General features: G+C 63.7%; 21 protein-coding genes, 1 tRNA gene and 1 pseudogene. 13 read left to right on the forward strand and 10 right to left on the reverse strand.

From position 1 onward, the window contains the following. Positions 1–40 precede the first annotated feature (40 nt). Positions 41–1426, reverse strand: coding sequence for a cystathionine beta-synthase (locus ACR30Z_RS03080; protein ID WP_144648665.1), 1386 nt, complete (start codon positions 1424–1426; stop codon positions 41–43). Positions 1427–1506: 80 nt separating this feature from the next. Continuing rightward, entirely contained in the window at positions 1507–1899 is a 393-nt protein-coding gene (locus tag ACR30Z_RS03085; RefSeq protein ID WP_144648666.1) for a VOC family protein, read from the reverse strand. 141 nt (positions 1900–2040) lie between these two features. Here ACR30Z_RS03085 and ACR30Z_RS03090 point away from each other — a divergent pair, with 141 nt between their 5' ends. The 3 genes from ACR30Z_RS03090 to ACR30Z_RS03100 all read left to right on the forward strand — a co-directional run bounded on the left by ACR30Z_RS03090 (position 2041) and on the right by ACR30Z_RS03100 (position 4909). Continuing rightward, positions 2041–3015 (forward strand): DNA-3-methyladenine glycosylase family protein, encoded by a 975-nt coding sequence (locus ACR30Z_RS03090; RefSeq protein ID WP_144648667.1) that lies wholly within the window; start codon positions 2041–2043, stop codon positions 3013–3015. 113 nt (positions 3016–3128) lie between these two features. Then, the gene (locus tag ACR30Z_RS03095) at positions 3129–4097 is read left to right on the forward strand and encodes an ATP-binding cassette domain-containing protein (protein WP_434371173.1); all 969 of its coding nucleotides are present in this window, start codon (positions 3129–3131) and stop codon (positions 4095–4097) included. Beyond that, entirely contained in the window at positions 4097–4909 is an 813-nt protein-coding gene (locus ACR30Z_RS03100; RefSeq protein ID WP_434371174.1) for an ABC transporter permease, read from the forward strand. Before ACR30Z_RS03095 ends, ACR30Z_RS03100 begins: the two co-directional genes overlap by 1 nt. On the opposite strand, the gene ACR30Z_RS03105 is transcribed toward ACR30Z_RS03100, so the two are convergent. Further along, positions 4910–6586 carry an AMP-binding protein gene (locus ACR30Z_RS03105; protein WP_434371175.1) on the reverse strand — a complete coding sequence of 559 codons (1677 nt, stop codon included), beginning with the start codon at positions 6584–6586 and terminating at the stop codon, positions 4910–4912. It lies immediately after the preceding gene. Between the two features lie 83 nt (positions 6587–6669). On the opposite strand from ACR30Z_RS03105, the gene ACR30Z_RS03110 reads away from it, so the two are divergent. Further along, positions 6670–6948, forward strand: coding sequence for a putative quinol monooxygenase (locus ACR30Z_RS03110; protein ID WP_434371176.1), 279 nt, complete (start codon positions 6670–6672; stop codon positions 6946–6948). Between the two features lie 97 nt (positions 6949–7045). Here the strand turns inward: ACR30Z_RS03110 and ACR30Z_RS03115 are convergent, their stop codons facing one another. Then, complete coding sequence (locus ACR30Z_RS03115; protein WP_144648671.1) at positions 7046–7423, reverse strand: thioredoxin family protein; 378 nt, start codon at positions 7421–7423, stop codon at positions 7046–7048. Positions 7424–7504: 81 nt separating this feature from the next. Continuing rightward, positions 7505–9376: a GDSL-type esterase/lipase family protein gene (locus tag ACR30Z_RS03120; protein WP_434371177.1), complete on the reverse strand. Its 1872-nt coding sequence runs from the start codon at positions 9374–9376 to the stop codon at positions 7505–7507. A gap of 172 nt (positions 9377–9548) precedes the next feature. On the opposite strand from ACR30Z_RS03120, the gene ACR30Z_RS03125 reads away from it, so the two are divergent. Genes ACR30Z_RS03125 through ACR30Z_RS03135 form a run of 3 tightly spaced genes read left to right on the forward strand, consistent with a single transcriptional unit; the run spans position 9549 to position 12008 of the window. Next, a complete protein-coding gene (locus ACR30Z_RS03125) occupies positions 9549–10226 on the forward strand; it encodes a TetR/AcrR family transcriptional regulator (RefSeq protein ID WP_434371178.1) in 678 nt (225 codons plus the stop codon). Beyond that, positions 10223–11215 (forward strand): ABC transporter ATP-binding protein, encoded by a 993-nt coding sequence (locus ACR30Z_RS03130; RefSeq protein WP_434371179.1) that lies wholly within the window; start codon positions 10223–10225, stop codon positions 11213–11215. Before ACR30Z_RS03125 ends, ACR30Z_RS03130 begins: the two co-directional genes overlap by 4 nt. Then, on the forward strand, positions 11208–12008 hold the full coding sequence (locus ACR30Z_RS03135; protein WP_144648675.1) for an ABC transporter permease subunit: 801 nt from the start codon (positions 11208–11210) through the stop codon (positions 12006–12008). The genes ACR30Z_RS03130 and ACR30Z_RS03135 overlap by 8 nt, the downstream gene beginning before the upstream one ends. On the opposite strand, the gene ACR30Z_RS03140 is transcribed toward ACR30Z_RS03135, so the two are convergent. Then, positions 12005–12550 carry an acyl-CoA thioesterase gene (locus ACR30Z_RS03140; RefSeq protein ID WP_434371180.1) on the reverse strand — a complete coding sequence of 182 codons (546 nt, stop codon included), beginning with the start codon at positions 12548–12550 and terminating at the stop codon, positions 12005–12007. The two genes, ACR30Z_RS03135 and ACR30Z_RS03140, sit on opposite strands and share 4 nt — an antisense overlap. A 446-nt stretch (positions 12551–12996) precedes the next feature. On the opposite strand from ACR30Z_RS03140, the gene ACR30Z_RS03145 reads away from it, so the two are divergent. After that, complete coding sequence (locus ACR30Z_RS03145) at positions 12997–13755, forward strand: potassium channel family protein (RefSeq protein WP_144648678.1); 759 nt, start codon at positions 12997–12999, stop codon at positions 13753–13755. Positions 13756–13900: 145 nt separating this feature from the next. Here the strand turns inward: ACR30Z_RS03145 and ACR30Z_RS03150 are convergent. Further along, a tRNA-Tyr gene (locus ACR30Z_RS03150) sits at positions 13901–13982 on the reverse strand. Between the two features lie 128 nt (positions 13983–14110). Further along, complete coding sequence (locus tag ACR30Z_RS03155; RefSeq protein WP_434371181.1) at positions 14111–14377, reverse strand: hypothetical protein; 267 nt, start codon at positions 14375–14377, stop codon at positions 14111–14113. A 182-nt stretch (positions 14378–14559) separates the two neighbouring features. Between ACR30Z_RS03155 and ACR30Z_RS03160 the strand changes: the two genes are divergently transcribed. Together ACR30Z_RS03160 and ACR30Z_RS03165 are read left to right on the forward strand one after the other, a co-directional pair. Beyond that, on the forward strand, positions 14560–15051 hold the full coding sequence (locus tag ACR30Z_RS03160; protein ID WP_017200185.1) for a YajQ family cyclic di-GMP-binding protein: 492 nt from the start codon (positions 14560–14562) through the stop codon (positions 15049–15051). Between the two features lie 38 nt (positions 15052–15089). Then, positions 15090–15854: pseudogene (locus ACR30Z_RS03165) on the forward strand (Dyp-type peroxidase); the annotation flags it as partial. Positions 15855–15925: 71 nt separating this feature from the next. Here the strand turns inward: ACR30Z_RS03165 and htpX are convergent. Next, a complete protein-coding gene (gene htpX, locus ACR30Z_RS03170) occupies positions 15926–16795 on the reverse strand; it encodes a zinc metalloprotease HtpX (protein WP_090819055.1) in 870 nt (289 codons plus the stop codon). Between the two features lie 110 nt (positions 16796–16905). Then, entirely contained in the window at positions 16906–18177 is a 1272-nt protein-coding gene (locus tag ACR30Z_RS03175; protein ID WP_144648680.1) for an MFS transporter, read from the reverse strand. Positions 18178–18256: 79 nt separating this feature from the next. Between ACR30Z_RS03175 and ACR30Z_RS03180 the strand changes: the two genes are divergently transcribed. From ACR30Z_RS03180 to ACR30Z_RS03190, 3 genes are read left to right on the forward strand one after another with little or no spacing between them, the layout of a single operon-like run. Continuing rightward, on the forward strand, positions 18257–19021 hold the full coding sequence (locus ACR30Z_RS03180; RefSeq protein WP_434371182.1) for a hypothetical protein: 765 nt from the start codon (positions 18257–18259) through the stop codon (positions 19019–19021). A 30-nt stretch (positions 19022–19051) separates the two neighbouring features. Next, positions 19052–19531: a Fur family transcriptional regulator gene (locus ACR30Z_RS03185; protein WP_434371183.1), complete on the forward strand. Its 480-nt coding sequence runs from the start codon at positions 19052–19054 to the stop codon at positions 19529–19531. A gap of 7 nt (positions 19532–19538) precedes the next feature. Next, positions 19539–21023: a catalase gene (locus ACR30Z_RS03190; protein WP_144648732.1), complete on the forward strand. Its 1485-nt coding sequence runs from the start codon at positions 19539–19541 to the stop codon at positions 21021–21023. The last annotated feature ends 20 nt before the right edge of the window (positions 21024–21043 follow it).

The following is a 21043-nucleotide window of genomic DNA, read 5'->3' on the forward strand; positions in this document are numbered from 1 at the left end:
CCTCTGTGTTCGTTCAACGGGTGGATCAGGCGCAAGGCGCCTAGTTGCTCAGGTAGGCAAGGAGGTCGTGGCGGGTCAGGATTCCCACGGGTGCTCCCACGAAGGTCACCATGACGGTATCGACGTCGGACAGCAGCTCACGCGCGGCGGAAATGGTTTCCAGTGAGCCGATCACGGGCAAGCGCTCACCCATGTGTTCGGCGATCTTGTCCGTGAGCTTCGCTTCGCCGCGGAACAGTTTGGTGGTGAGGCTGCGCTCGTCCACGGCTCCAAGGACCTCGCCCATCACCACGGGAGGCTCCTGTGAGAGGACGGGGATGTGGGACACACCGAACTCGTTCATGATGTTGATGACGTCGCGGACGGACTCGTTGGGGTGGATGTGGACCAGGTCCGGCATTTCGCCGGTCTTGGACTTGAGGACCTCGCCAACGGAGGACTCTTCGCCGCCGGAAAGGAAGCCGTAGGAACGCATCCACTGGTCGTTGAAGATCTTGGCCAGGTAGCCGCGGCCGGAATCCGGAAGGATCACCACCACCACGGCGGACTCGTCCAGGTCCTTTGCTACCTGCAGTGCGGCCACCACGGCCATGCCGGAGGAACCGCCCACCAAGAGGCCCTCTTCGCGTGCCAGGCGGCGGGTCATGGAGAAGGAGTCGGCGTCGGAAACAGCGATGACATCGTCCGGCACAGATGGATCGTAGTTGGCGGGCCACATGTCCTCGCCCACGCCCTCCACGAAGTAGGGCCGGCCGGTCCCGCCCGAGTAGACCGAGCCTGCCGGGTCCGCGCCGATGATCTTGACCGGGCCGCCGTCGGACTCCGCACGGTCCGCCGAGACCTGCTTGAGGAAGCGTCCTGTGCCGGTAATGGTGCCGCCGGTTCCGGCGCCGATGACCACGTGCGTGACGCGGCCGTCGGTATCGCGCCAGATTTCCGGGCCCGTGGATTCGAAGTGGCTGCCGGGGGCGGCGGGGTTGGAGAACTGGTCCGGTTTGAAGGCGCCCGGGATCTCGTTGACGAGGCGGTCGGAGACGCCGTAGTAACTCTGGGGGCTGTCAGGCGCGACAGCGGTGGGGGTCACCACAACGTCGGCGCCGTAGGCCTTCAGCACCGCGCGCTTGTCCTCGCCCACCTTGTCCGGCACGACGAAAACGCACTTGTAGCCCTTTTGCTGGGCCACGAGTGCCAGTCCCACGCCGGTGTTGCCTGATGTCGGCTCAACGATGGTTCCGCCTGGCTTGAGCCGGCCGTCCTTTTCCGCGTCTTCAATCATCTTCACGGCGATCCGGTCCTTGATGGAACCGCCGGGATTGACGTATTCGAGCTTCACGAGGACGGTGGCTTTGATCCCGTCCGTTACGTGGTTGAGCTTGATGAGCGGCGTATTGCCGATGAGGTCCAACACTGACTGGGCGTACTTCATAGGTACAAAGTTACCGCCTGCCCGCAGTAGGGCTTGACCCGGCGCCGGTGCCCGGGCCAAGCCAGGAAGGGGCCTGCGGCCTAGGTGCCCGCGGAGGTGTCGTTCTGCCACACACCCAGAACGTTGCCCTCGGTGTCCTTGAAGTAGGCGTACCAGCCCATGGTGGGTACGGCGTCCTTGGCCTGGACCACGCTGCCACCGGCAGACTCGATCTGTCCCAGCGCGGCGTCAATATCTTCCACATCGATGGTGAGGATGGGGGTCTTCAGGGCGTCGGTACGTGGGAACAGCGCTCCGTTGATGGCCCCTGGTTCCTTGGGGGTGCCGGTTTGTTCGTCGGAAGGGGCGGTGAGGGCGATGGTGTAGTCCATCCCCTGCATGGGGCTCAGGTTCCACCCGAAGGCACTTTCATAGAAGGTGTTGGCCCGGTCTTTGTCGTCCGTAGGAATCTCGAAATGCACTATTGCGGCCATGATGGCGCTCCTTGCTTCCTGGATTTGTTCCTGAGATATGGCGCGGCCACCCACGCCACATCAGGGAGTCTAGCGGTGGAGGTACCGGGCCGTAAGGGCTTCCAGGGCACGATTGTCAGCCGGGCATGGGACCATAAATGCATGACCATCGCAGACGCCCCGCCCCTTGTGGCGGCTGCGGCAGATGCGGCCGTTCGGTGGCATCCTGGCAGCTCCTTCCGCCTGGACCAGACCATGTTTCCGCTCATGCGCGGCAACGCGGATCCGTCCTTCGCGTCGCACTCCAGCGGTTTCTGGATGGCCTTCACCACCGCCTCCGGACCGGTGACCATGAGGCTTTCCGCAGGTGGCGTGGGGGCCGATTCCTTTGTGGATGCCCAAGCTTGGGGTCCCGGAGCGCAGGATGCCGTGGCCGGTGTTCCCAGGCTGCTGGGAGCCGACGACGATTGGTCCAGCTTTGATGAACCCGCCTTCCATGCCACGCTCCCGCGCCTGGTCACGGAAGCACGACGCCGGAACCTGGCGGTGCGGCTGCCTTCCACGGGGCGGGTGGTTGACTCCCTGGTGCCCACCATCTTGGAGCAAAAGGTCACCACCCTGGAAGCCAGGCGTGGCTACCGATACTTGATGTATCGCTTCGGCAGTAAGGCCCCCGGCGCGTCGGCTCCCCCGGGCCTCCTTGTTCCTCCCACGGCCCGGCAGTGGCTGGCCATTCCGTCATGGGAGTGGCACAAGGCGGGAGTGGGACCACAGCGTTCGGCCACCGTTATGCGGGCGCTGCAGTCCGCCGTCGCGCTTGAACGCCTGGCAGGCCTTGACTCTGCTCAGGCCGCCGCCAAGCTGCAGACCATTCCCGGCATTGGGATCTGGTCCGCGGCGGAGGTGGTCCAACGGACGCATGGCTGCCCGGACTCGATCTCCGTGGGCGACTATCATCTGGCGGCATATGTGGGGTATGCCCTGACAGGTGAAAAGACCGACGACGCCGGCATGCTCCACCTCCTGGAACCATGGCGTGGGCAACGGCAGCGGCTGGTACGGATGCTGTATTTGAGCGGCTTCCGCAAACCCACGTTTGGGCCCAGGATGACCGTCCAGGATCACCGCGGACACTGAGTTTTCATCGCGGACGGGAGCTGTCCGCAAGGGCATGGACTGCCCTCCACTGCCGGGTATAGCGTGGCGCGTAGCAGCCATCCCCAGCCGCCCATGGAGTCCTTGGAGTGACCGTGATCCACACCAAAAAACTCACCAAGACGTTCACCGTGAAGAAGGAAACGGTGGAAGCCGTCAAGGGCGTGGACATCGACGTCGCCCCTGGCGAACTCGTCGCGTTCCTGGGGCCTAACGGTGCCGGCAAGTCCACCACGCTGCGCATGCTCACCACCTTGCTGAGACCGACGTCGGGCTCGGCCACGGTGGCAGGAGTCGATGTCGAGAAGGACCCCGCCGGCGTCCGTGCCCGCATCGGGTACATCGGCCAGGGCAACGGCGGCGGGCACAGCTACCGGGTGATCGACGAACTCATCATGCAGGGCCGGTTCTACGGAATGAACACCAGCGAGGCCAAGGCGCGGGCAGAGACTCTCATGGCCTCCCTGGACCTGGGCGACCTCGCCAAGCGGACGGTCATCAAGCTCTCCGGTGGGCAGCGGCGGCGCATGGATGTGGCCCTGGGGTTGATGCACTCCCCCGGTTTGCTGTTCCTGGATGAACCGTCCACTGGCATGGACCCCCAAAACCGCGCCAACCTCTGGGAGCACATCATGCGGATGCGTGAAGAACACGGGACCACCATCGTGCTGACCACGCATTACATGGACGAGGCCGACTCCATGTCCGAACGCGTGATCGTGATCGACCACGGCACCATCATCGCGGACGACACCGCCTCCCGGCTCAAAGCGAACCTCGCCGGGGATCTCCTCGCCGTGGAGGTTGCCGCGGGCTCAGCGTCCGAGGTACGTGGCCTGCTGGGAAGGGCTGCCGCCGAGGGCGACATCCAGGAGAACGCCTACGACGGCGTGGTCCGATTCCGCCTTCGGTTGGCGCAGGGCGCCCAACTCGCACCGGGACTGCTGAAGGAAATGCACGACGCCGGTGCTCCCGCCCAGTCTCTGGAACTCAAACCGCCAACGCTGGACGACGTTTTCCTGGAACTGACCGGCCGCAGCCTGCGGGAAGGAGCTGAAGTCTGATGATCGAGCAAGCCGTAACCCCGGGTGTGGCCATCCAACAACGCGGGCCCCGGAGCCTTGTGACGGACACGTGGTTCGTGTTCTGGCGCGAGATGCTGCTGCCATTACGGGACCCGTTCTCGCTGATTTTCTCCCTCATCCAACCGTTGGTATTCCTCGGGTTATTCGGTCCTTTGCTGGGCTCGGCGGTGGGTGCTCCGGCGTTCGGCGGCCAGTCAACGCTGCAGTGGTTCCTGCCTGGCGTGGTGGTGATGATCGCGCTGTTCGGCACGTCGATGACCGGTTCCAACCTGCAATACGAACTGATGACGGGTTCCTACGAGCGGATCCTGGCCACCCCGCTGTCCCGTTCATCGCTCATGATTGGCCGTGCACTGAAGGAGTGGGCTCCCCTGGTGGTGCAGGGCCTGTTGATCTCCGTGGTGTGCATCCCGTTCGGCTTCGTGTTCCATCCGCTGCATGTGCTCCTGGGGTTGGTCATCCTGGGCATCTTCGGCATCGGGCTGGGCGCGCTGTCCTACGCTTTGGCCCTGGTCTCGCAAAACAAGGAATGGATCTTCTGGGGCGTGCAGCAAACCCTGCTGTTCCCGCTGATGATCCTCTCCGGCATCATGTTGCCCATCGAAGCCGGTCCAGGGTGGATGAAGGTGGCCAGCCTGTTCAACCCCCTGACGTACCTTGTCAACGCCGAGCGGGAGTTGTTCGCCGGACGCATTGGCATGGACACAGTATGGGGACTCGTGGCCGCAGTGGTGACTGCCGCCGTCGGGCTTGTGGTGGGAATCCGGACCATCAGCCGGAACACCAACTAACTACAGATGAAGGCGGGACACCGCCTCCTGCCTCATGTCCACCTTCCGGACCTTGCCGGACACCGTCATGGGAAAACTCTCACGGACATCGATGTAGCGCGGAATCTTGTAATGGGCCAGCTTGCCCCGGCAGTATTCGGCAATGTCCTCCACGGTGATGGTGTCCGCACCGGGTTTGAGGATGATGCAGGCCATGAGCTCCTCGCCGTATTTCTCGTCCGGCACTCCGATCACCTGGACATCCTGGATCGCCGGATGGAGGTACAGGAACTCTTCGATCTCGCGGGGGTAGATGTTCTCGCCGCCGCGGATCACCATGTCCTTGATGCGGCCCTCGATCACCAGGTAGCCGTCCTGGTCCATGCGGGCGAGGTCTCCGGTGTGCATCCAGCCTTCGGCATCGATCGCCTCCGCGGTCTTGTCCGGCTGACCCCAATAACCCTGCATCACTGCGTAACCGCGGGTGCAGAGCTCTCCGATGACGCCGCGCTCCACCACTTCCCCGGTCCCTGGGTCCACGATCCGGCTCTGCAAGTGCGGCATGGTCCGGCCCACTGTGCTGGTCCTCTGCCCCAAAGTGTCCCCGGCGCGCGTCATGGTGGACACCGGCGAGGTCTCGGTCATGCCGTAGCAAATGGCCACATCCACCATGTGCATCTCATCGATGACGCGGCGCATGACCTCGATGGGACACAGGGAGCCGGCCATGACCCCGGTCCTCAACGTCGACAGGTCGTAGGATGCAAAGTCCTCCAAGGCCAGCTCAGCGATGAACATGGTGGGCACGCCGTACAGCGATGTCCCGCCGAAGTCCTGCACGGCTTCCAACGCAGCCGAAGGGTTGAATCCCCGGCCCGGAATGATGGTGGCGGCACCGAAACTCAGCGCGTTCAGATTTCCGATCACCATGCCAAAGCAGTGGTAGAACGGCACCGGAATAACCACGCGATCATGCTCGGTATAGCCCAGCAGCCGGCCGATCGAGTGCCCGTTGTTAAGGATGTTGTGGTGCGTCAGGGTGGCTCCCTTCGGGAAGCCCGTGGTGCCTGAGGTGTACTGCAGGTTGATGGGGTCGTGCGGGTCCAGTTGGGCCATACGGTCGCGCACCGCCGAAGGCCCGACGCCGTCCGCCCGGGTCAGGAGCTCGGCGTACGTTAGTTCGTGGCCGGCTTCGGGGACGCCAGCGGTGAGTCCAGTTGCCGGCTCGCCGGGAAGGAAAACCACTTCCTTGAGTCCGGGACAAATACCAGCAGCTTCCCTGGCCATGCCGACGTAGTCGCTGTTCTTGTCCGACGGCGCGGTCACCAGCATCCGCATGCCGTTCTGTTTCACCACGAATTCCAGCTCGTGGCTGCGGTAGGCCGGATTCACGTTCACCAGCACCGCACCGATCTTTGCGGTGGCGTATTGGAGGATGGTCCACTCGGCACAGTTAGGGCTCCAGATGCCGATCCGTTCGCCCTTGTCCAGGCCCAAGGCGAGCAATGCGCGGGCGAGGCGATTGACGTCGTCGTTCAGTTTTTCGTAGCTCCAGCGGCGGGCGTCTCCGCCGGGGGTGGGCGCCGCTTCAATCAGTGCGTCGCGTAACGGGAACTGGGCGGCGATCCGCTCAAAATTGGCGCCGATGGTCTCTTCGAGCAGCGGGACGTCAGTGTCTCCGGCAGTGTAGGACAACATGACGGAACGCTACCAAGGGACTGCGCGCAACAGAACCGTAACCACCTCCAGCGGCGCCGTGTCCTGCCGGTAGGGTTGGAGCCATGAGTGCACCCATTGACCTGCAGGCCACGTTCATCCCCAACGAAGGAGAGTTTTTCCGCGTGAAGCTCGCTTTGGAAATCGCGATCGATGAGGTCGTCAACGAGCCCGGCTGCATCCGCTACGAACTGACCGAAGCCAACGAGGAAAAGCTCGTCCTCACGGAGCGCTGGGAATCCGAGGAACTGCTCGAGAAGCACTCCAAGGGCATTGCCGTCCAGGATCTGAACGAGTCCCTCAGCGCGCTGCTGGCCGAGCCAGTCAAGCTGGAACGTCTCTAGGAAAACGCCTCAACACTGCGAGAACGCGTTAAAGCACCGAGGTCGCCGGAATTTTCCGGCGACCTCGGTGCGTTCCGGCGATTTCGCCGAGTGGGATCTAGTTTTCCTGTGCCTCGGCACGGGCCTTGGCAACGTGGGCGTGGACCTCTTCCATGTCCAAGCCCTTCACGGCCTCGATGACCTGCTCAAGCTGCGGGCCGTTGAGGGCGCCCGGCTGGGAGAAGACGAGGACCTTTTCGCGGAAAGCCATGAGCGTGGGGATGGACGTGATGCCGGCTTCGGCGGCGAGCTGCTGCTCTGCCTCGGTGTCCACCTTCGCGAAGACAACGTCGGAGTGCTTCTCCGAAGCTGCCCCGTAGGTGGGGGCGAACTGGCGGCACGGGCTGCACCAGGCAGCCCAGAAATCCACCAGGACAATGTCATTGTCCTCAATGGTCGATGCGAACTGTTCTCCAGTGATGTCAACTGTAGCCATGGTTCCACGGTACGCGACGCTGCTTGCGATGTCCCGTGGAAGGGTGGCCTGTTCGCTTCCCGCGTCACCGGGAATAAACGGCTACTTGCCCAGGACGTACTTGATCGCGGACGCGTAGAGCGGCGCCACCTTGTTGTGCCCGGTCTGGTTCATGTGGGCGTCATCGAGGTAGTTACCCGCCGCGCCGGCGATGGTGGCTGTGCCGGACATCGAGATGCGCGGCAAGCCACGGACGGCGGCTTCCCGGGTTACCAGGCCATCCACCCAACGGCGCTGGGCGTGGCTGGCGTCGTACCGTGAAAGGACTCCGTTGATGAGGATGGTGCTGCGCGGATACTTCCGGCGCAATTCGTCCCAGAGCCGGTTGGCCTGGGACAGGATGGCGGCGTCGGTGGCCATGATGCGGGCGTCGTTTCCGCCCAGTGTGACCACTACCAGTCCGGGATTGCCCTGCGGAAGGAGGATACGGTCCAGCACTACAGCATCCGTCGCCGAGCTTCCACCAACGGCCGGACTTCCCGAGACGTAGCCGATGCCGCCTATGCTGCGGACCACTTGACGGGGGTAGCCGGCTGCGCGGGCACCCTGCTCGCCCCATGAATCCATGTCCAGTTGCGAGTCACCAAGGAAAACCACGGTAGAGGCATCAACCGCTTCGGCAGAGTAGAGCTCCTGCGTGGCATCGCTCCAGATGGTTTCCAGTTTCTGGAAGGCCACGTGGGTTCCCCTGGAATCCGACCAGGTGTCCTTGACCGGCCAGCCAAATTCGCCCGGATTGACGGACCACACCTTGTAGGTGGGGTGTCCCACAATCCGGGCTCCAGTGGACGGCCCCCACACGAGCCAGCCGTTGGTGAACTGCTGGACCAAGCCGCCGGCCCGCGGAAGCTTGTCCGTAAGCGGCAACCCCAACTGCCCGGCGGCCCCGCCCAGCGACACATAGCGGTTGTGGACATCCCCGTGCGTGGTGGAGTGCGCACCGGTGGCTGCGGACCAGTAGACGGTCCCGCCCTGGAAGAGCTGGTAGACGAAATTGTTTTGCCGGTGTTCCTCGCTGACCGGATACCCAAGGGCGCCGTTTTGGGCCCCCGTTGAAGACCAGTAACTGCGGATGGCCCCCGTCAGGGCACGTGCCCCGGTGGAGGGTGACCAGATGATGGTGCCCCGTTGGTACTGCTGGGACGAGCCACCGCTGCGCAGTCCTGTAGCTTCGTCCGTGGACGGATAGCCGAGCTCACCCTCTTCCATCCCGGATTGCCGCCACCGTTCCCGGATGGCGCCCATGGAGGGATGCGCACCGGTGGCGGGCGACCACACCACGAAGCCGCGTTCGAAGGCTTGCCAGGCGCCGCCGTCGCGCAGTCCCGTGCTTTCGCCGGTGACAGGGTAGCCAAGGAAGCCGCCTTCAAAGCCGGCGCGGCCCCACGCCAGGTGGATGGATCCACTGGTACCCCGGGCGCCGGTAGCCGGGGAATACGTGATGGCTCCGCGTTCGAAGGATTGCTTGGAACCGCCATTGCGGAGTCCCGTAACGGTATGGGTAGTGGGGTACCCGTGGAAGCCGGCGGGACCGCCGGCGTTGCCCCACGACGTCCGGACCGGCCCGTTGACCACCACACGGGCTCCGGTGCGGGCCGACCACGCGATGTCGCCGCCTGCGAACCGCTGCACGCAGCCGCTTGTGCTTCCGCTGCCTGTGCATTCTTCCGCGGCAGTTGGCTGCAGCAGCACACTGCGTGCCCATGCACTGGTGTTATATAAGTTGCCGATGGCACCCGTGAGGGGCGGCGTTGACGTCTGGGCCTGAACAGCCAGGGGTGCTGCGGAATGAGGGGTGGCCTGTGCAGGGGACGCCATTCCCAGGGGCGACGTTCCCAAGGAACCCGGAACAAGCATCACCGCTGCCACTGACCCGAAGAACCAGCGTTTAAACGCCGACGTTGCACTTCTCACTTCTCAAACCCCTCAAACTACGGGCATACCCCAAACTGCTCCCCCACATGAAAACAGTGAAGCCAGTATCTTCGACTTCGGGGCTCCGCGCAGCGCGACGCAACCAATGCGTGCCACATCGTTATATCCGGCACTCTTGATGTGGACTGAACAGGTGTTTAGCCTATTAAACATGCGTTCAGGCGCAGACGATTTAACCACTCGGGCCCGCATCCGCGACGCCGCCATCGGACTTTTCGGCCGCGATGGCTTCTCCCGCGCCACAGTCCGCGCCGTCGCTTCCGCTGCCGGAGTCAGTCCCGGATTGGTCATCCACCATTTCGGCAGCAAGGCGGCGCTACGCGAAGCCTGCGATGAGCACGTCCTGTCCCAGACAGCCACCCAGGGCCGTGAGAAAACCGATCCCGGCTCCACACGGGAGTTGATCCAGGACTATCTGAACCATCCCGACCAATACTCCGACGAGATCGCCTACATTCGCCGGTCCTTGGGTGATGAGTCCCAAGCCGGCGACGCCTTCTTCGACGCCGTGGTCAGGCAGACCCAGGACATCATCCGGACGGGAATCGAGGCCGGCGCAATCCGCCAGGTCCAGGACCTCCGCGCCACGGCGGTGGTCATCGCGTCCAACAGCCTGTCCATGCTCATGCTGGGCAGACACCTCTCCCGGGCCCTGGGCACCGAATCGCCGGAGCCCCATGGCATCGGGCCGGACCTGTTGCGGCAGCTGACGCTGCCGGCCCTCGACATCTATACCAACGGCTTTTACACAGACTCGCGGTTCCTTGATGCGGCCCGCGGCGTCCTCCTTGAGACCACTACCAACGCAGGAAGGGAGCATGCCCCGTGACCCAGGCAATCGTCGTCGAGGGTTTGCGCAAGAAGTTCGGAACCCGGGAAGTCCTTCACGGAGTCGACTTCGCGGTTGAACGCGGAACGGTGTTCGGAGTCATCGGGCCGAACGGCGCGGGCAAGACCACCACCATGCGCTGCCTCCTGGACATCATCCGGCCCAGTGCAGGAACAATCTCAGTCCTTGGCCAGAACCCGCAGCGGGCAGGAACCGCACTGCGCCGCAGGATCGGCTACCTTCCCGGTGAGCTCCAACTGGAGAACAGGACCACCGGCCGTCGCATGCTGGAACACTTCGCCGCCATCAGCGGCCCCGTTGAGCCGCGCCACGTCAATGAGCTGGCCGAGCGGCTCAACCTGGACCTGGACCGGCAAACCCGCAAGCTCTCCAAGGGCAACAAACAAAAGCTGGGACTCCTGCAGGCGTTCATGCACCGCCCCGAACTCCTGGTGCTGGACGAGCCCACCAGCGGACTGGATCCCTTGGTGCAGCAGGTGTTCCATTCCATGGTCCGCGAGGCGGTGGACCATGGCGCTACGGTGTTCCTCAGCTCGCATGTACTCAGCGAAGTCCAGCAGGCCGCCGACGCCGTCGCGATTCTCCGCGACGGCGAGATCATCACCGTTTCCACCGTGGAGAAGCTCAGGACGGCGGCCGTCCGGCAGCTTCGCTTCAACAGCACCGGAACAGCAGCGAACGACGTCGGCGCACTGCTGGCCAGGGTGCCGGGAGTCGCCAACGTGGCGGTACGGGAACTGCCGGCTGACGGTCACGCTACGGGCACCGTGGAAGCCACGGCAACTCTTTCGGGCAAGGTGCAACCGCTGGTCCAGGCACTGGCGCGACTGGACCTCACGGACCTGGTCCTCGAGGAACCGGACCTGGAGGAGGCTGTGCTGACGCTCTACACAGGCAGCACTCCAGACCAACCGGCCAATGGCAGCCAGCGACGGGCCGCCCACTCGGAAGGAGCCCACCGTGCCTAGGATCCTGCCACTTTTCATCAAGGCCCTGACGGATTCGTGGCGTTCCACGCTTGCGTGGGCCTTGGGACTGACAGCAGCCATCATGCTCTATTTGCCGTTGTATCCGTCCATCGGCGGAAACTCGCAAATGCAGGACCTGATCAACGCTTTGCCCCCGGAAATGACCAAGGCCCTGAACTACGACCAGATCGCCACAGGGCCCGGCTACACGCAGGCCACGCTGTTCGGTTTGGTCGGCTTCCTCCTGATGTCCATGGCCTCAGTGGGATGGGGTGCCGCTGCCGTGGGCGGAGACGAGGAATCAGGGCTGCTGGAACTAACGCTCGCCCACAGCGTGACGCGGGTGCAAGTGGTGGTGGAGCGTGCCTTGGCGATCATTGTCCGGGTCGCTTTTCTCTCAGTGCTCGTCTTCGTCTTGGTGCTCCTGCTGAACGGTCCAGCGGAACTGGGCATCGACGTCGGGCATCTTGTCGGAGCGGTCCTGCTGTTCGCTGCCTTGGCGCTGCTGAGCGGCACTGCTGCCCTGTGCGCCGGCGCGCTGACCGGACGAAAGGTCTACGCGGTCGCGGCCGGTGCCGCCGTCGCTGTCCTGGGCTACGTGTTCAATGCTGTGGGGCGGCAGAGTCCCGACGTCGAGTGGCTGCTGAACCTTTCGCCTTACCACTGGGCTTATGGCAACTCACCGGTGGCCAACGGCGCCGACTGGGGTGCTGCTGCCGGACTCTACGGAATTTCGGCAGCACTCATCGCCCTTGGTGCGGTGGCACTGCAACGACGCGACGTGGGGGTCTAGCTCCAGACGTGCGGGGCGGGGCGACGCGCTCCGGGAAGGGCATTGTTTTCGCGCCACTCGTGGATCCACTCCGGCAGTACAAGGTCTGCTGGGGGTGCCCCGAATTCTGCGATGATTTCTTCTTGCGTCACGGGTTTGCCCTTGCTGACCAGTCGCGTGGCGATGTGGGCTCGGGCGTAGATCTCGCCGTCCACCACCATGCGCTGTTCAAAGTAGATGGCCTTGGTGTCCAGCCCAATGATCCGCGTCTCGATGGTGTAGCGCTGCCACAACTGCAGGGACTTGCGGAAAGCTATGGTCTCCCCTGCCGCTACCGGGCTCCAACCCCGTTTGCGCATTCTGGCCCAGATCCCGCTGCGGACCATGAGGTCGAAACGTCCCAGGTCCATCAGGGAGAAGTACATGCCGTTGTTCACGTGCATGGCAATGTCGATATCGGTGGGCAGTACGCGCAGGGGCAGGGACGACTCTTCCCAAACGCCCAGCAGCGAACGCTTGGAGGAGGTGAACAGCAGCATGAGGGTGCGGAGAAGCAGATGCATGCCAGCAATGTTACCCGCCGGTAACTTTGCTGGGAATATGCGGACCGGATGGTGGACCAAGTCCTAGACCATGGCCCGCTGTATGTCCAACGATTGCACTAACGTTTACCGCCGGTTCATGAAAGACGTGCACAATATCTGGAACTCGTCATGATCTAAGAACACAAGGGGGACCCCTTTGAGCACGCTGCAAACCACCAGGCCGCACGGCGAAGTCTGGCCTGAACTCTCCCGTCAGCAGGACGTCGTCCTCCAGGATGCCCGCGGCAACCGCATTGAGGGAACCATCGACGGCATGACCGATGATCGCAGCACCTTATGGATCCAGCTCAAGGGCGGGCTGGGGCGACAGCTGATTCACCACTTGGATGGTTACTGGCTGGAGACCCCGCAGCCTGATGGGGTTGATCCCGGGAGCAACTGCCCACGGTGGCTAGTATTCCCGTATGACACAAGCGCGATACCGGGACCTGGTCGAGTGGCCCCTCATGGCCACGGCACTGATTTTCCTCACCGCCTACGCCTGGCAGGTTATCGGTCGCGTCGATGGGGCCGCGGCCATCCCCTTCGAGGTAATCCTGTGGATCACCTGGGGCATCTTCGCGCTTGACTACTTCGTGAACCTCTGGCTGGCCGAAGACCGGATGCGATGGTTCCTGTGGAACCTCCACGAACTCCTGATCGTGGTGCTCCCCTTTTTCAGGCCACTCCGGCTGCTGCGGCTGGTGACCCTCCTGTCCGTCCTGCAGCGCACCGTTGGTGAAACCCTCCGCGGACGGGTGGCCACCTACGTTGCTGGCGCGGCGGCCATGCTCATCCTCATCGGCGCGCTCGCCGTGCTGGACGTAGAGCAGAACGCACCTGACGCCAAGATCCTGACCTTCGGTGACGCTGCCTGGTGGGCTGTCACCACCATCACCACCGTTGGCTACGGAGACCTCTACCCGGTGACTCCCATCGGCAGGATCGTCGCCGCAGCCCTCATGATGAGTGGCATCGCCGTTCTCGGTATCGTGACGGCGTCCATCGCTTCGTGGCTCGTTCAGCGAATCGAGGAGAACGCCGAAGGCGTCGCAGCGGCCGCCGGAGAGAAAGCAGCCGCCGCCGAGGAACCTGTGCGTGCGGAGGTGGCTGACCTGGTGACGGAAATCGCTGCCCTGCGGCTCGAAATCGCGGAACTCCGGAAAATCTCGGAGAGCCGCTGAGCGGGGTGGCCCGGGCCGTGGTTTGCGGCGCGACTCCCGGATTGCGGAATCACAGTGGGTGGTAGCCGCACACCCCTCGGCCCCAGCGGAACCCTTTGGGCACAAAAAATCCCCGGAACCAGTGGTTCCGGGGATTCTCCTTGGGTGGCAGATGAGGGATTCGAACCCCCGTAGGCGTTGCCAGCTGATTTACAGTCAGCCCCCTTTGGCCGCTCGGGTAATCTGCCGAACTTCAAAAGAAGATCACTTCCGGAGACCGTTTCTTTTCGATCCGGTAACCGAAGGCAGAGACAACCTTACAGAAGTTTCAGCGAAGAATCTAATCGGGAGCAGACACCCCGGATTTGCGCGTGTTTCAGGCTTCCCCGAGGATCCGGCCGGCCAGTTTCGCTTCGAACTTCTCTGCCTGCTCGGCGGTGATCTGGTTGAGTTGCACGGCGCGAAGAAGGTCAGCATGCACGCCGTCCATTCGGGACGTGGCATCGGGAACCGGGCTCAGGACAATCGATGCTGCCACCGCCGCGGCGGCTACGGCACTGGCTGCGGCAACTGCCGCCGTGCCAATGGAGCCCGCTGCTGCTGATGCGGATTTGCTGATGGACTGGACGGCCTTGTTGCTCATGCTGATCCTCCGACGATGCGTTCTTCCAACTGGTACAACTCTCAACCGGTAGCCTCAGTTCCAACCCTGCGTGTGCTGTGAGCGAACTGTGAAAGCCCTCCACCGTCCCAAGCAGCGGCTTCCGTACTAGGCTGGATGCCAGACCAACCCGCCCTCACAGGGCCCCAAACCTAAGGAGAGTCATGGCAGGCGAATCCACATTCGACGTCGTCAGCAAGGTAGACAAGCAAGAGGTCGCCAACGCGCTCAACCAGTCCCAGAAGGAAATCGCACAGCGATACGACTTCAAGGGCGTCGGCGCGGAGATCGACTTCAGCGGTGAAAAGATCCTCATGAAGGCCAACTCCGAGGACCGCGTCCTCGCTGTCCTGGATGTCTTCCAGTCCAAGCTCATCAAGCGCGGCATCTCGCTGAAGTCCCTGGACCAGGGCGAGCCCTTCCCCTCGGGCAAGGAATTCCGCCTGGAGTGCACCATCAAGGAGGGCATTGCCCAGGACATCGCCAAGAAGATCAACAAGATCATCCGCGACGAGGCTCCCAAGTCCGTCAAGTCCCAGATCCAGGGCGACGAACTCCGCGTGACCTCCAAGTCCCGCGACGACCTCCAGGAAACCATGAACATCCTCAAGAAGTTCGAAGAGGCCGACCTGCAGTTCGTGAACTTCCGCAGCTAGGTAGCCCGGCACCATTCGGAAAGCCGGGGTGTGCGCCCGTGACAGGGCGCGCATCCCGGCTTTTTGGTGGCGCCGGGGCCGTCGCCGGGCTGGCCGCCGGATTCCTGGGCCGGGATGCCCTGACTGCTGCGACTGCTTCTGCTGCGGACACCACCGCGGCGGATGCAGCAGTCCCCTTCTTTGGCAACCACCAGGCAGGTATCACCACTCCCGCCCAGGACCGCCTGCACATGGCTGCGTTCGACGTGACCACCGAGGACCGCAAGGAGCTCATCAAGCTCCTCAAGGACTGGACTGCCGCGGCCGAGGCCATGACAACCGGCATCCCCATGGGAAAGACCGGCGCCGTCGATGGTCCCTACGATGCACCGCCGGAAGATACTGGCGAGGCCTTGGATCTTCCCGCTGCCAAACTGACCCTGACGTTCGGTTTCGGTCCAGGGCTGTTCGAGAAGGACGGCACGGCCCGCTTTGGGCTGGACGGCCGCAGGCCCGAGGCTTTGATCGACCTCCCGCATTTCCCTGGCGACGATCTTCAACCGGGTCGGACAGGCGGGGACCTGGTGATCCAGGCATGCGCGGACGATCCCCAAGTGGCCGTCCATGCCATCCGCAACCTCGCCAGGATCGGATTCGGAAAGGTCCGGGTCCGCTGGTCGCAGCTGGGCTTTGGCCGAACGTCATCCACCTCCAGGGCGCAGGTGACGCCCAGGAACCTCTTCGGTTTCAAGGACGGCACCAACAACCTCAAGGTCGAGGACAACACGCTGCTGGACGAACACGTGTGGGTGGGCTCGGGCGCGCCCGCCGTTGTGAACCCGCTGTTCCGTTGTCGGCCAACAACGGAACAGCGGGTTCACGACGTGTTGAGCCGCTACGACAGTGGGCGCCCGGCCATTCGCTCCAGTCGGCTGATCCGTTCCTTCATGGGCGGGTGCGTGGAGAACATGCGCCGCATGCCTCCGCCGCGGAAAGGGTTGGCGATCATCAGGTGTGAGGCGTTGACCAGCTTTTGATCCTGCGGGAGCGGCAGCTGGCTGACGCCCGACTCGATCTTGCGCAGGGCAGAGGCGAGCGCCAAGGGATCACCGGTCAGCTCGGCGCCGTCCTCGTCGGCGTCGTATTCACGGGTTCGCGAGATGGCCATCTGAATCAGAGAGGCCGCAAACGGAGCCAACAGGGCCATGGCAATGGTGGCCAGGGGGTTGGCATTTCGCCTGTCCCCGCTGCCGAAAATGAGCAACATCTGCCCCACGGAGGTAATGACACCGGCCACGGCAGCAGCCACGGAGGAGGTGAGGATGTCGCGGTTGTACACGTGCATCAGTTCATGCCCCAGGACACCCCGGAGTTCGCGTGCGTCGAGTAGGTGCAGAATTCCTTCCGTGCAGCAGACGGCAGCGTTCTTGGGGTTGCGGCCGGTGGCAAAGGCGTTGGGCGTCATAGTGGGCGAGAGGTAGATGCGAGGCATGGGCTTGTTGGCGCGGACGGACAGCTCCCGGACAATCTGGTAGAGCTGCGGCGCCTGCGCCTCGGTCACCGGATAGGCAGCCATGGACCTGATGGCGATCTTGTCGCTGTTCCAGTAGCCGTAGGCAGTGGTTCCGACGCCGATCAACGCCATGATCCAGATGGGCGTGGTGCTGCGGGTCCCAGCGGCGATGATGGCGCCCAAACCCAACAACACCGCCCACAGCACACCGAAAAGTGCCGCGGTCTTGAGTCCATTGTTGTGTTTATGCACGGTTGTTCTTGTCGCTTTCGTCGGCTCTTGCAGGGCTTCTGTTCGGATTAACGCCGACGCCGGCCGCCATGTTCCGTCGTTGGCGGACGGTGGCGGCGTGGCCGGCAAAGCTAGGGCACCGGATGCTTCGCATCGTACGCGATGAAGCCCGGTTGGAGGCGGGAGGCGAGCCCTGCCAGGACGATGCACAGGAGCCCGCCGAGGAGCAGCACGCCGCCTTCGCTGAGGAACTGTGTGACACCGCCGGCCAGCATGTCCCCCACGCGCGGACCTCCCGCGACCACCACGATGAAGACGCCTTGGAGCCGCCCACGCAGGTGGTCCGGTGTGGCCGCTTGGAGGATGGTGGTGCGGAAGACGGCGCTGATGGAGTCGGAAATCCCAGCCAGGGCGCAGCATAGGGCGGCAGGGACCAACCAGAGCGTGACTCCGTCCCGGCCGGTATCGCCGGCAAGCAGCACCACCAGTCCGAAACCGGCGATCGAGGCGCCCCACCCGACAACGGACCAGACCACGGCGCTGCCTTGCTTGCGCACGCGTCCCAGGGGTCCGGAGAAGAGGCCGGCCAGGAAGGCGCCAACTGCCGTGGATGCGAGCAGCACACCCACTGTCGTTTCACCTCCGCCGATCATGACCGCACCGATAGCCGGCATCAGGGCGCGGGGTTGGGCGCAGATCATGGCGATGAGGTCAATGATGAAGGTCATGCGCACGTTGGGACGGGTGCCAAGGAACCGGAACCCTTCCACCACGGAGCGGAGTCCCGGCCTCACGGCGTCCTTGGACGGTGGCAGCGGCGGAAGCCTGAAGAGGCCCCATAGCGCGAACGTGAAACTGATGACGTCGATGGTGTAGGTCCAGCCGAAGCCAATGGTGGCCACGAGCACGCCCGCCAACAGGGGTCCCACGGTCATCGACAGGCCGAACGTCAGCATGCTCAGGGCATTGGCGGCCGGCAGCAGGTCCTTGCGGACCAGCAGCGGAATGATGGCACTGCGGGCGGGTCCATTAATGCCCTGCGCGCCGCTTTGAATCGCAACCAACGCGTACAGGACCCAGATGTTCCCGATCTCCAGCCATGCCTGCAACGCCAAGGCCGCCGTGGTGGCCCAGAGGACCAGCGAGGCTATGATGGCCACTTTCCGGCGATCGTAGGCATCGGAAATCGATCCGCCGTAGAGTCCCGCCACTACCAACGGAACAAGTGCGAAGATCCCCAGCAACCCCACGTAGAAACTCTCCTGCGTGAGCCGGTAGACCTCCAGGCTGACAGCCACCAGTGTCAGTTGGGTTCCGATGGCAGCTACTGATGCCCCCAACCAGAGCCGACGGAATGCGGGACTCTCCCTCAGTGGAGTGATGTCTGCCAGTAGTTTCGCCACCGTCCAACCCTATTGGCATCACCGCAGCCTCCCGTCACACCACCCTGCTTGGTAGGCTCACCCGGGGGAAGGAGTTGACATGGTGATGTCTCGGCGATTGCTGTACCGTTCGGCCTTTTGGGAGATCGCCAGGCCACGCGCTCCCCTGAACGCGGGGCATGTCCTCATCAGACTGTCGGACCCCTCCACGGAATTCGCCCACCCTTCGGCGGCCGACTGGCTCTTCTGTCACAACCTGGTGCGCGGCGCCCTCCACGACGTTTTAGGGGCAACCCGCTCTGCCGTGCTGTTCGCCCACCGCTGGCACCCGTTGGGCGGGGCTATCGGCGAGCCCGTCGCCGAATCGTCGACGCCCACGTTCCACCTTTTCGCTCGTTGGGACGGTGAAGCCACGACGCCGGGACTCCAGTTGTCGCTGCCGGCCCACCGCCGCGTTGGGGAGCCTGCGCGCGACCTTGCGGCTGATGATGATGCGATCCGTCAATCGCTTCGGCGTGGCGTGCCGGACGCGATGGTGACGTCCGATGACCAGGCCGGTGCCGCCGTCGAGCCTGCGCCGCTGGTCCGGACCCTGGCCGTGGGAAAGCACCATACCGTGATCCAGCCCGCCAGCGGTGCCGCATCAATCCGGGACGTTCGGCCCTCCGAACTCCTGGCGATGGGAACGGCTTTGAGTGGTCTTCCGTTGGCTCCGGGGCACAGTGGCTTCAGTTGCGTTGCCGTCGAATCCGAGGCGCCGGGCACCCCGCTTAGGGTGCACGCGCTGGGGCGATCGGCCGCTGAGACGGTGAATCCGATGGAGGGCTTGCTCCGTTCACCCGAAGTTAGCCTTGCCTTATTGTGAACTCCTCAAAATAAGTGTTTCAATGAATGCATGACCGATCACACAGCCGAGCAGGAAGCATGGGCCGCCGCCCTGCATGCCCATGGCCGGCGTGTGACCAAGCAGCGGCTGGCAGTACTCGCCGCGGTCCAGCACCATCCGCATTCCCCCGCAGAAGGCATCCTTGCCGCTGCCCGCAAGGAACTTCCTGAACTGACGGCGCAGTCCGTCTATGTGGTTCTGAGTGATCTCACGGACCTTCAGATGCTGCGACGGTTCGAACCGCCGCACTCCCCCGCGCTCTACGAAACACGGGTGGGCGACAACCACCACCACGCCGTCTGCATCAGCTGCGGGCGCGTGGAAGATGTGGACTGCGCCGTAGGGCACGCACCGTGCCTAACGCCGCATTGGAACGATGATTCCAAGCCCATGACCATCCAGATCGCAGACGTCCTGTACCAAGGCATCTGCCAGGACTGCCAGTCCAAACAACAGCTTCCCGTCCAACCTTCCGTAACCAAGAAATAGGAGAATGATGACCGCGAACATCTCGACCACACAGTCGGGCGCCCCTGTCACTTCCGACGCACACTCGAAGTCCGTCGGCGCTGACGGTGCCATCATCCTGACCGACCACTACCTGGTGGAAAAGCTCGCACAGTTCAACCGTGAGCGTGTCCCGGAGCGTGTAGTACACGCCAAGGGTGGCGGCGCATTCGGTACCTTCAAGACCACGTCGGACGTCTCCGCGTACACCAAGGCAGCTTTCCTGCAGCCGGGTACCGAGACCGACATGCTGATCCGTTTCTCCTCCGTCGCCGGCGAGAACGGCTCCCCCGACACCTGGCGCGACCCCCGTGGTTTCGCTGTGAAGTTCTACACTTCCGAGGGCAACTACGACCTCGTGGGCAACAACACCCCCGTCTTCTTCATCCGCGACGGCATCAAGTTCCCGGACTTCATCCACTCCCAGAAGCGCCTCCCGGGCACCCACCTGCGTGACGCTGACATGCAGTGGGACTTCTGGACCCTCTCCCCCGAGTCCGCCCACCAGGTCACCTGGCTCATGGGTGACCGCGGCCTCCCGGCTTCCTGGCGTGAAATGCAGGGCTACGGCTCGCACACCTACCAGTGGATCAACGCCGCCGGCGAGCGTTTCTGGGTCAAGTACCACTTCAAGTCCAACCAGGGCGTGAACTCCATGACCTCCGACCAGGCAGAACAGCTGGCCGGTTCGGATGCAGACTTCTACATCCGCGACCTCTCCGAGAACATCGAAGCCGGTAACTTCCCCTCCTGGGAACTGCACGTCCAGGTCATGCCTTACGAGGACGCCAAGACGTACCGCTTCAACCCGTTCGACCTCACCAAGGTGTGGCCGCACGCTGACTACCCGCTGATCCACGTGGGCACCATGGAGCTGAACAAGAACCCGGAGAACTACTTCGCGCAGATCGAGCAGGCCACCTTCGCGCCGTCGAACTTCGTACCGGGCATCGCCGCTTCCCCGGACAAGATGCTGCAGGCCCGCATCTTCTCCTACGCCGACGCACACCGTTACCGCGTGGGCACAAACCACGCCCAGATCCCGGTGAACCAGCCGAAGAACCAGGTGAACAACTACAGCCAGGATGGCCAGGGACGTTACCTGTTCAACGCCCCCAGCACCCCGGTGTACGCACCGAACTCCGTTGGTGGCCCGGCTGCTGTTGAGCCCACTTCCCCTGCCGGTGGCTGGGAGAACGACGGTGAGCTCACCCTCGCTGCCCACACCCTGCACTCCGAGGACAGCGACTTCGTCCAGGCCGGTGCCCTGTACCGCGAGGTTTACGACGACGGCGCCAAGGCCCGCCTGCTCGAAACCATCACCGGTGCTGTTGGCGGCGTGAAGAACGCCGACATCAAGGAACGCGCCATCCAGTACTGGACCAACGTTGACGCCGAACTCGGTGCCAAGCTGCGCGCCAACCTCGGCGCCGGCCAGACCACCTCCGACGCCGAAGCAGCCAACAAGCTCTAAGCGTCGTCGCGTTACTGCAC

Source organism: Paenarthrobacter sp. FR1 (assembly GCF_051106045.1).
In the GTDB taxonomy this organism is placed as follows: domain Bacteria; phylum Actinomycetota; class Actinomycetes; order Actinomycetales; family Micrococcaceae; genus Arthrobacter; species Arthrobacter nitroguajacolicus_A.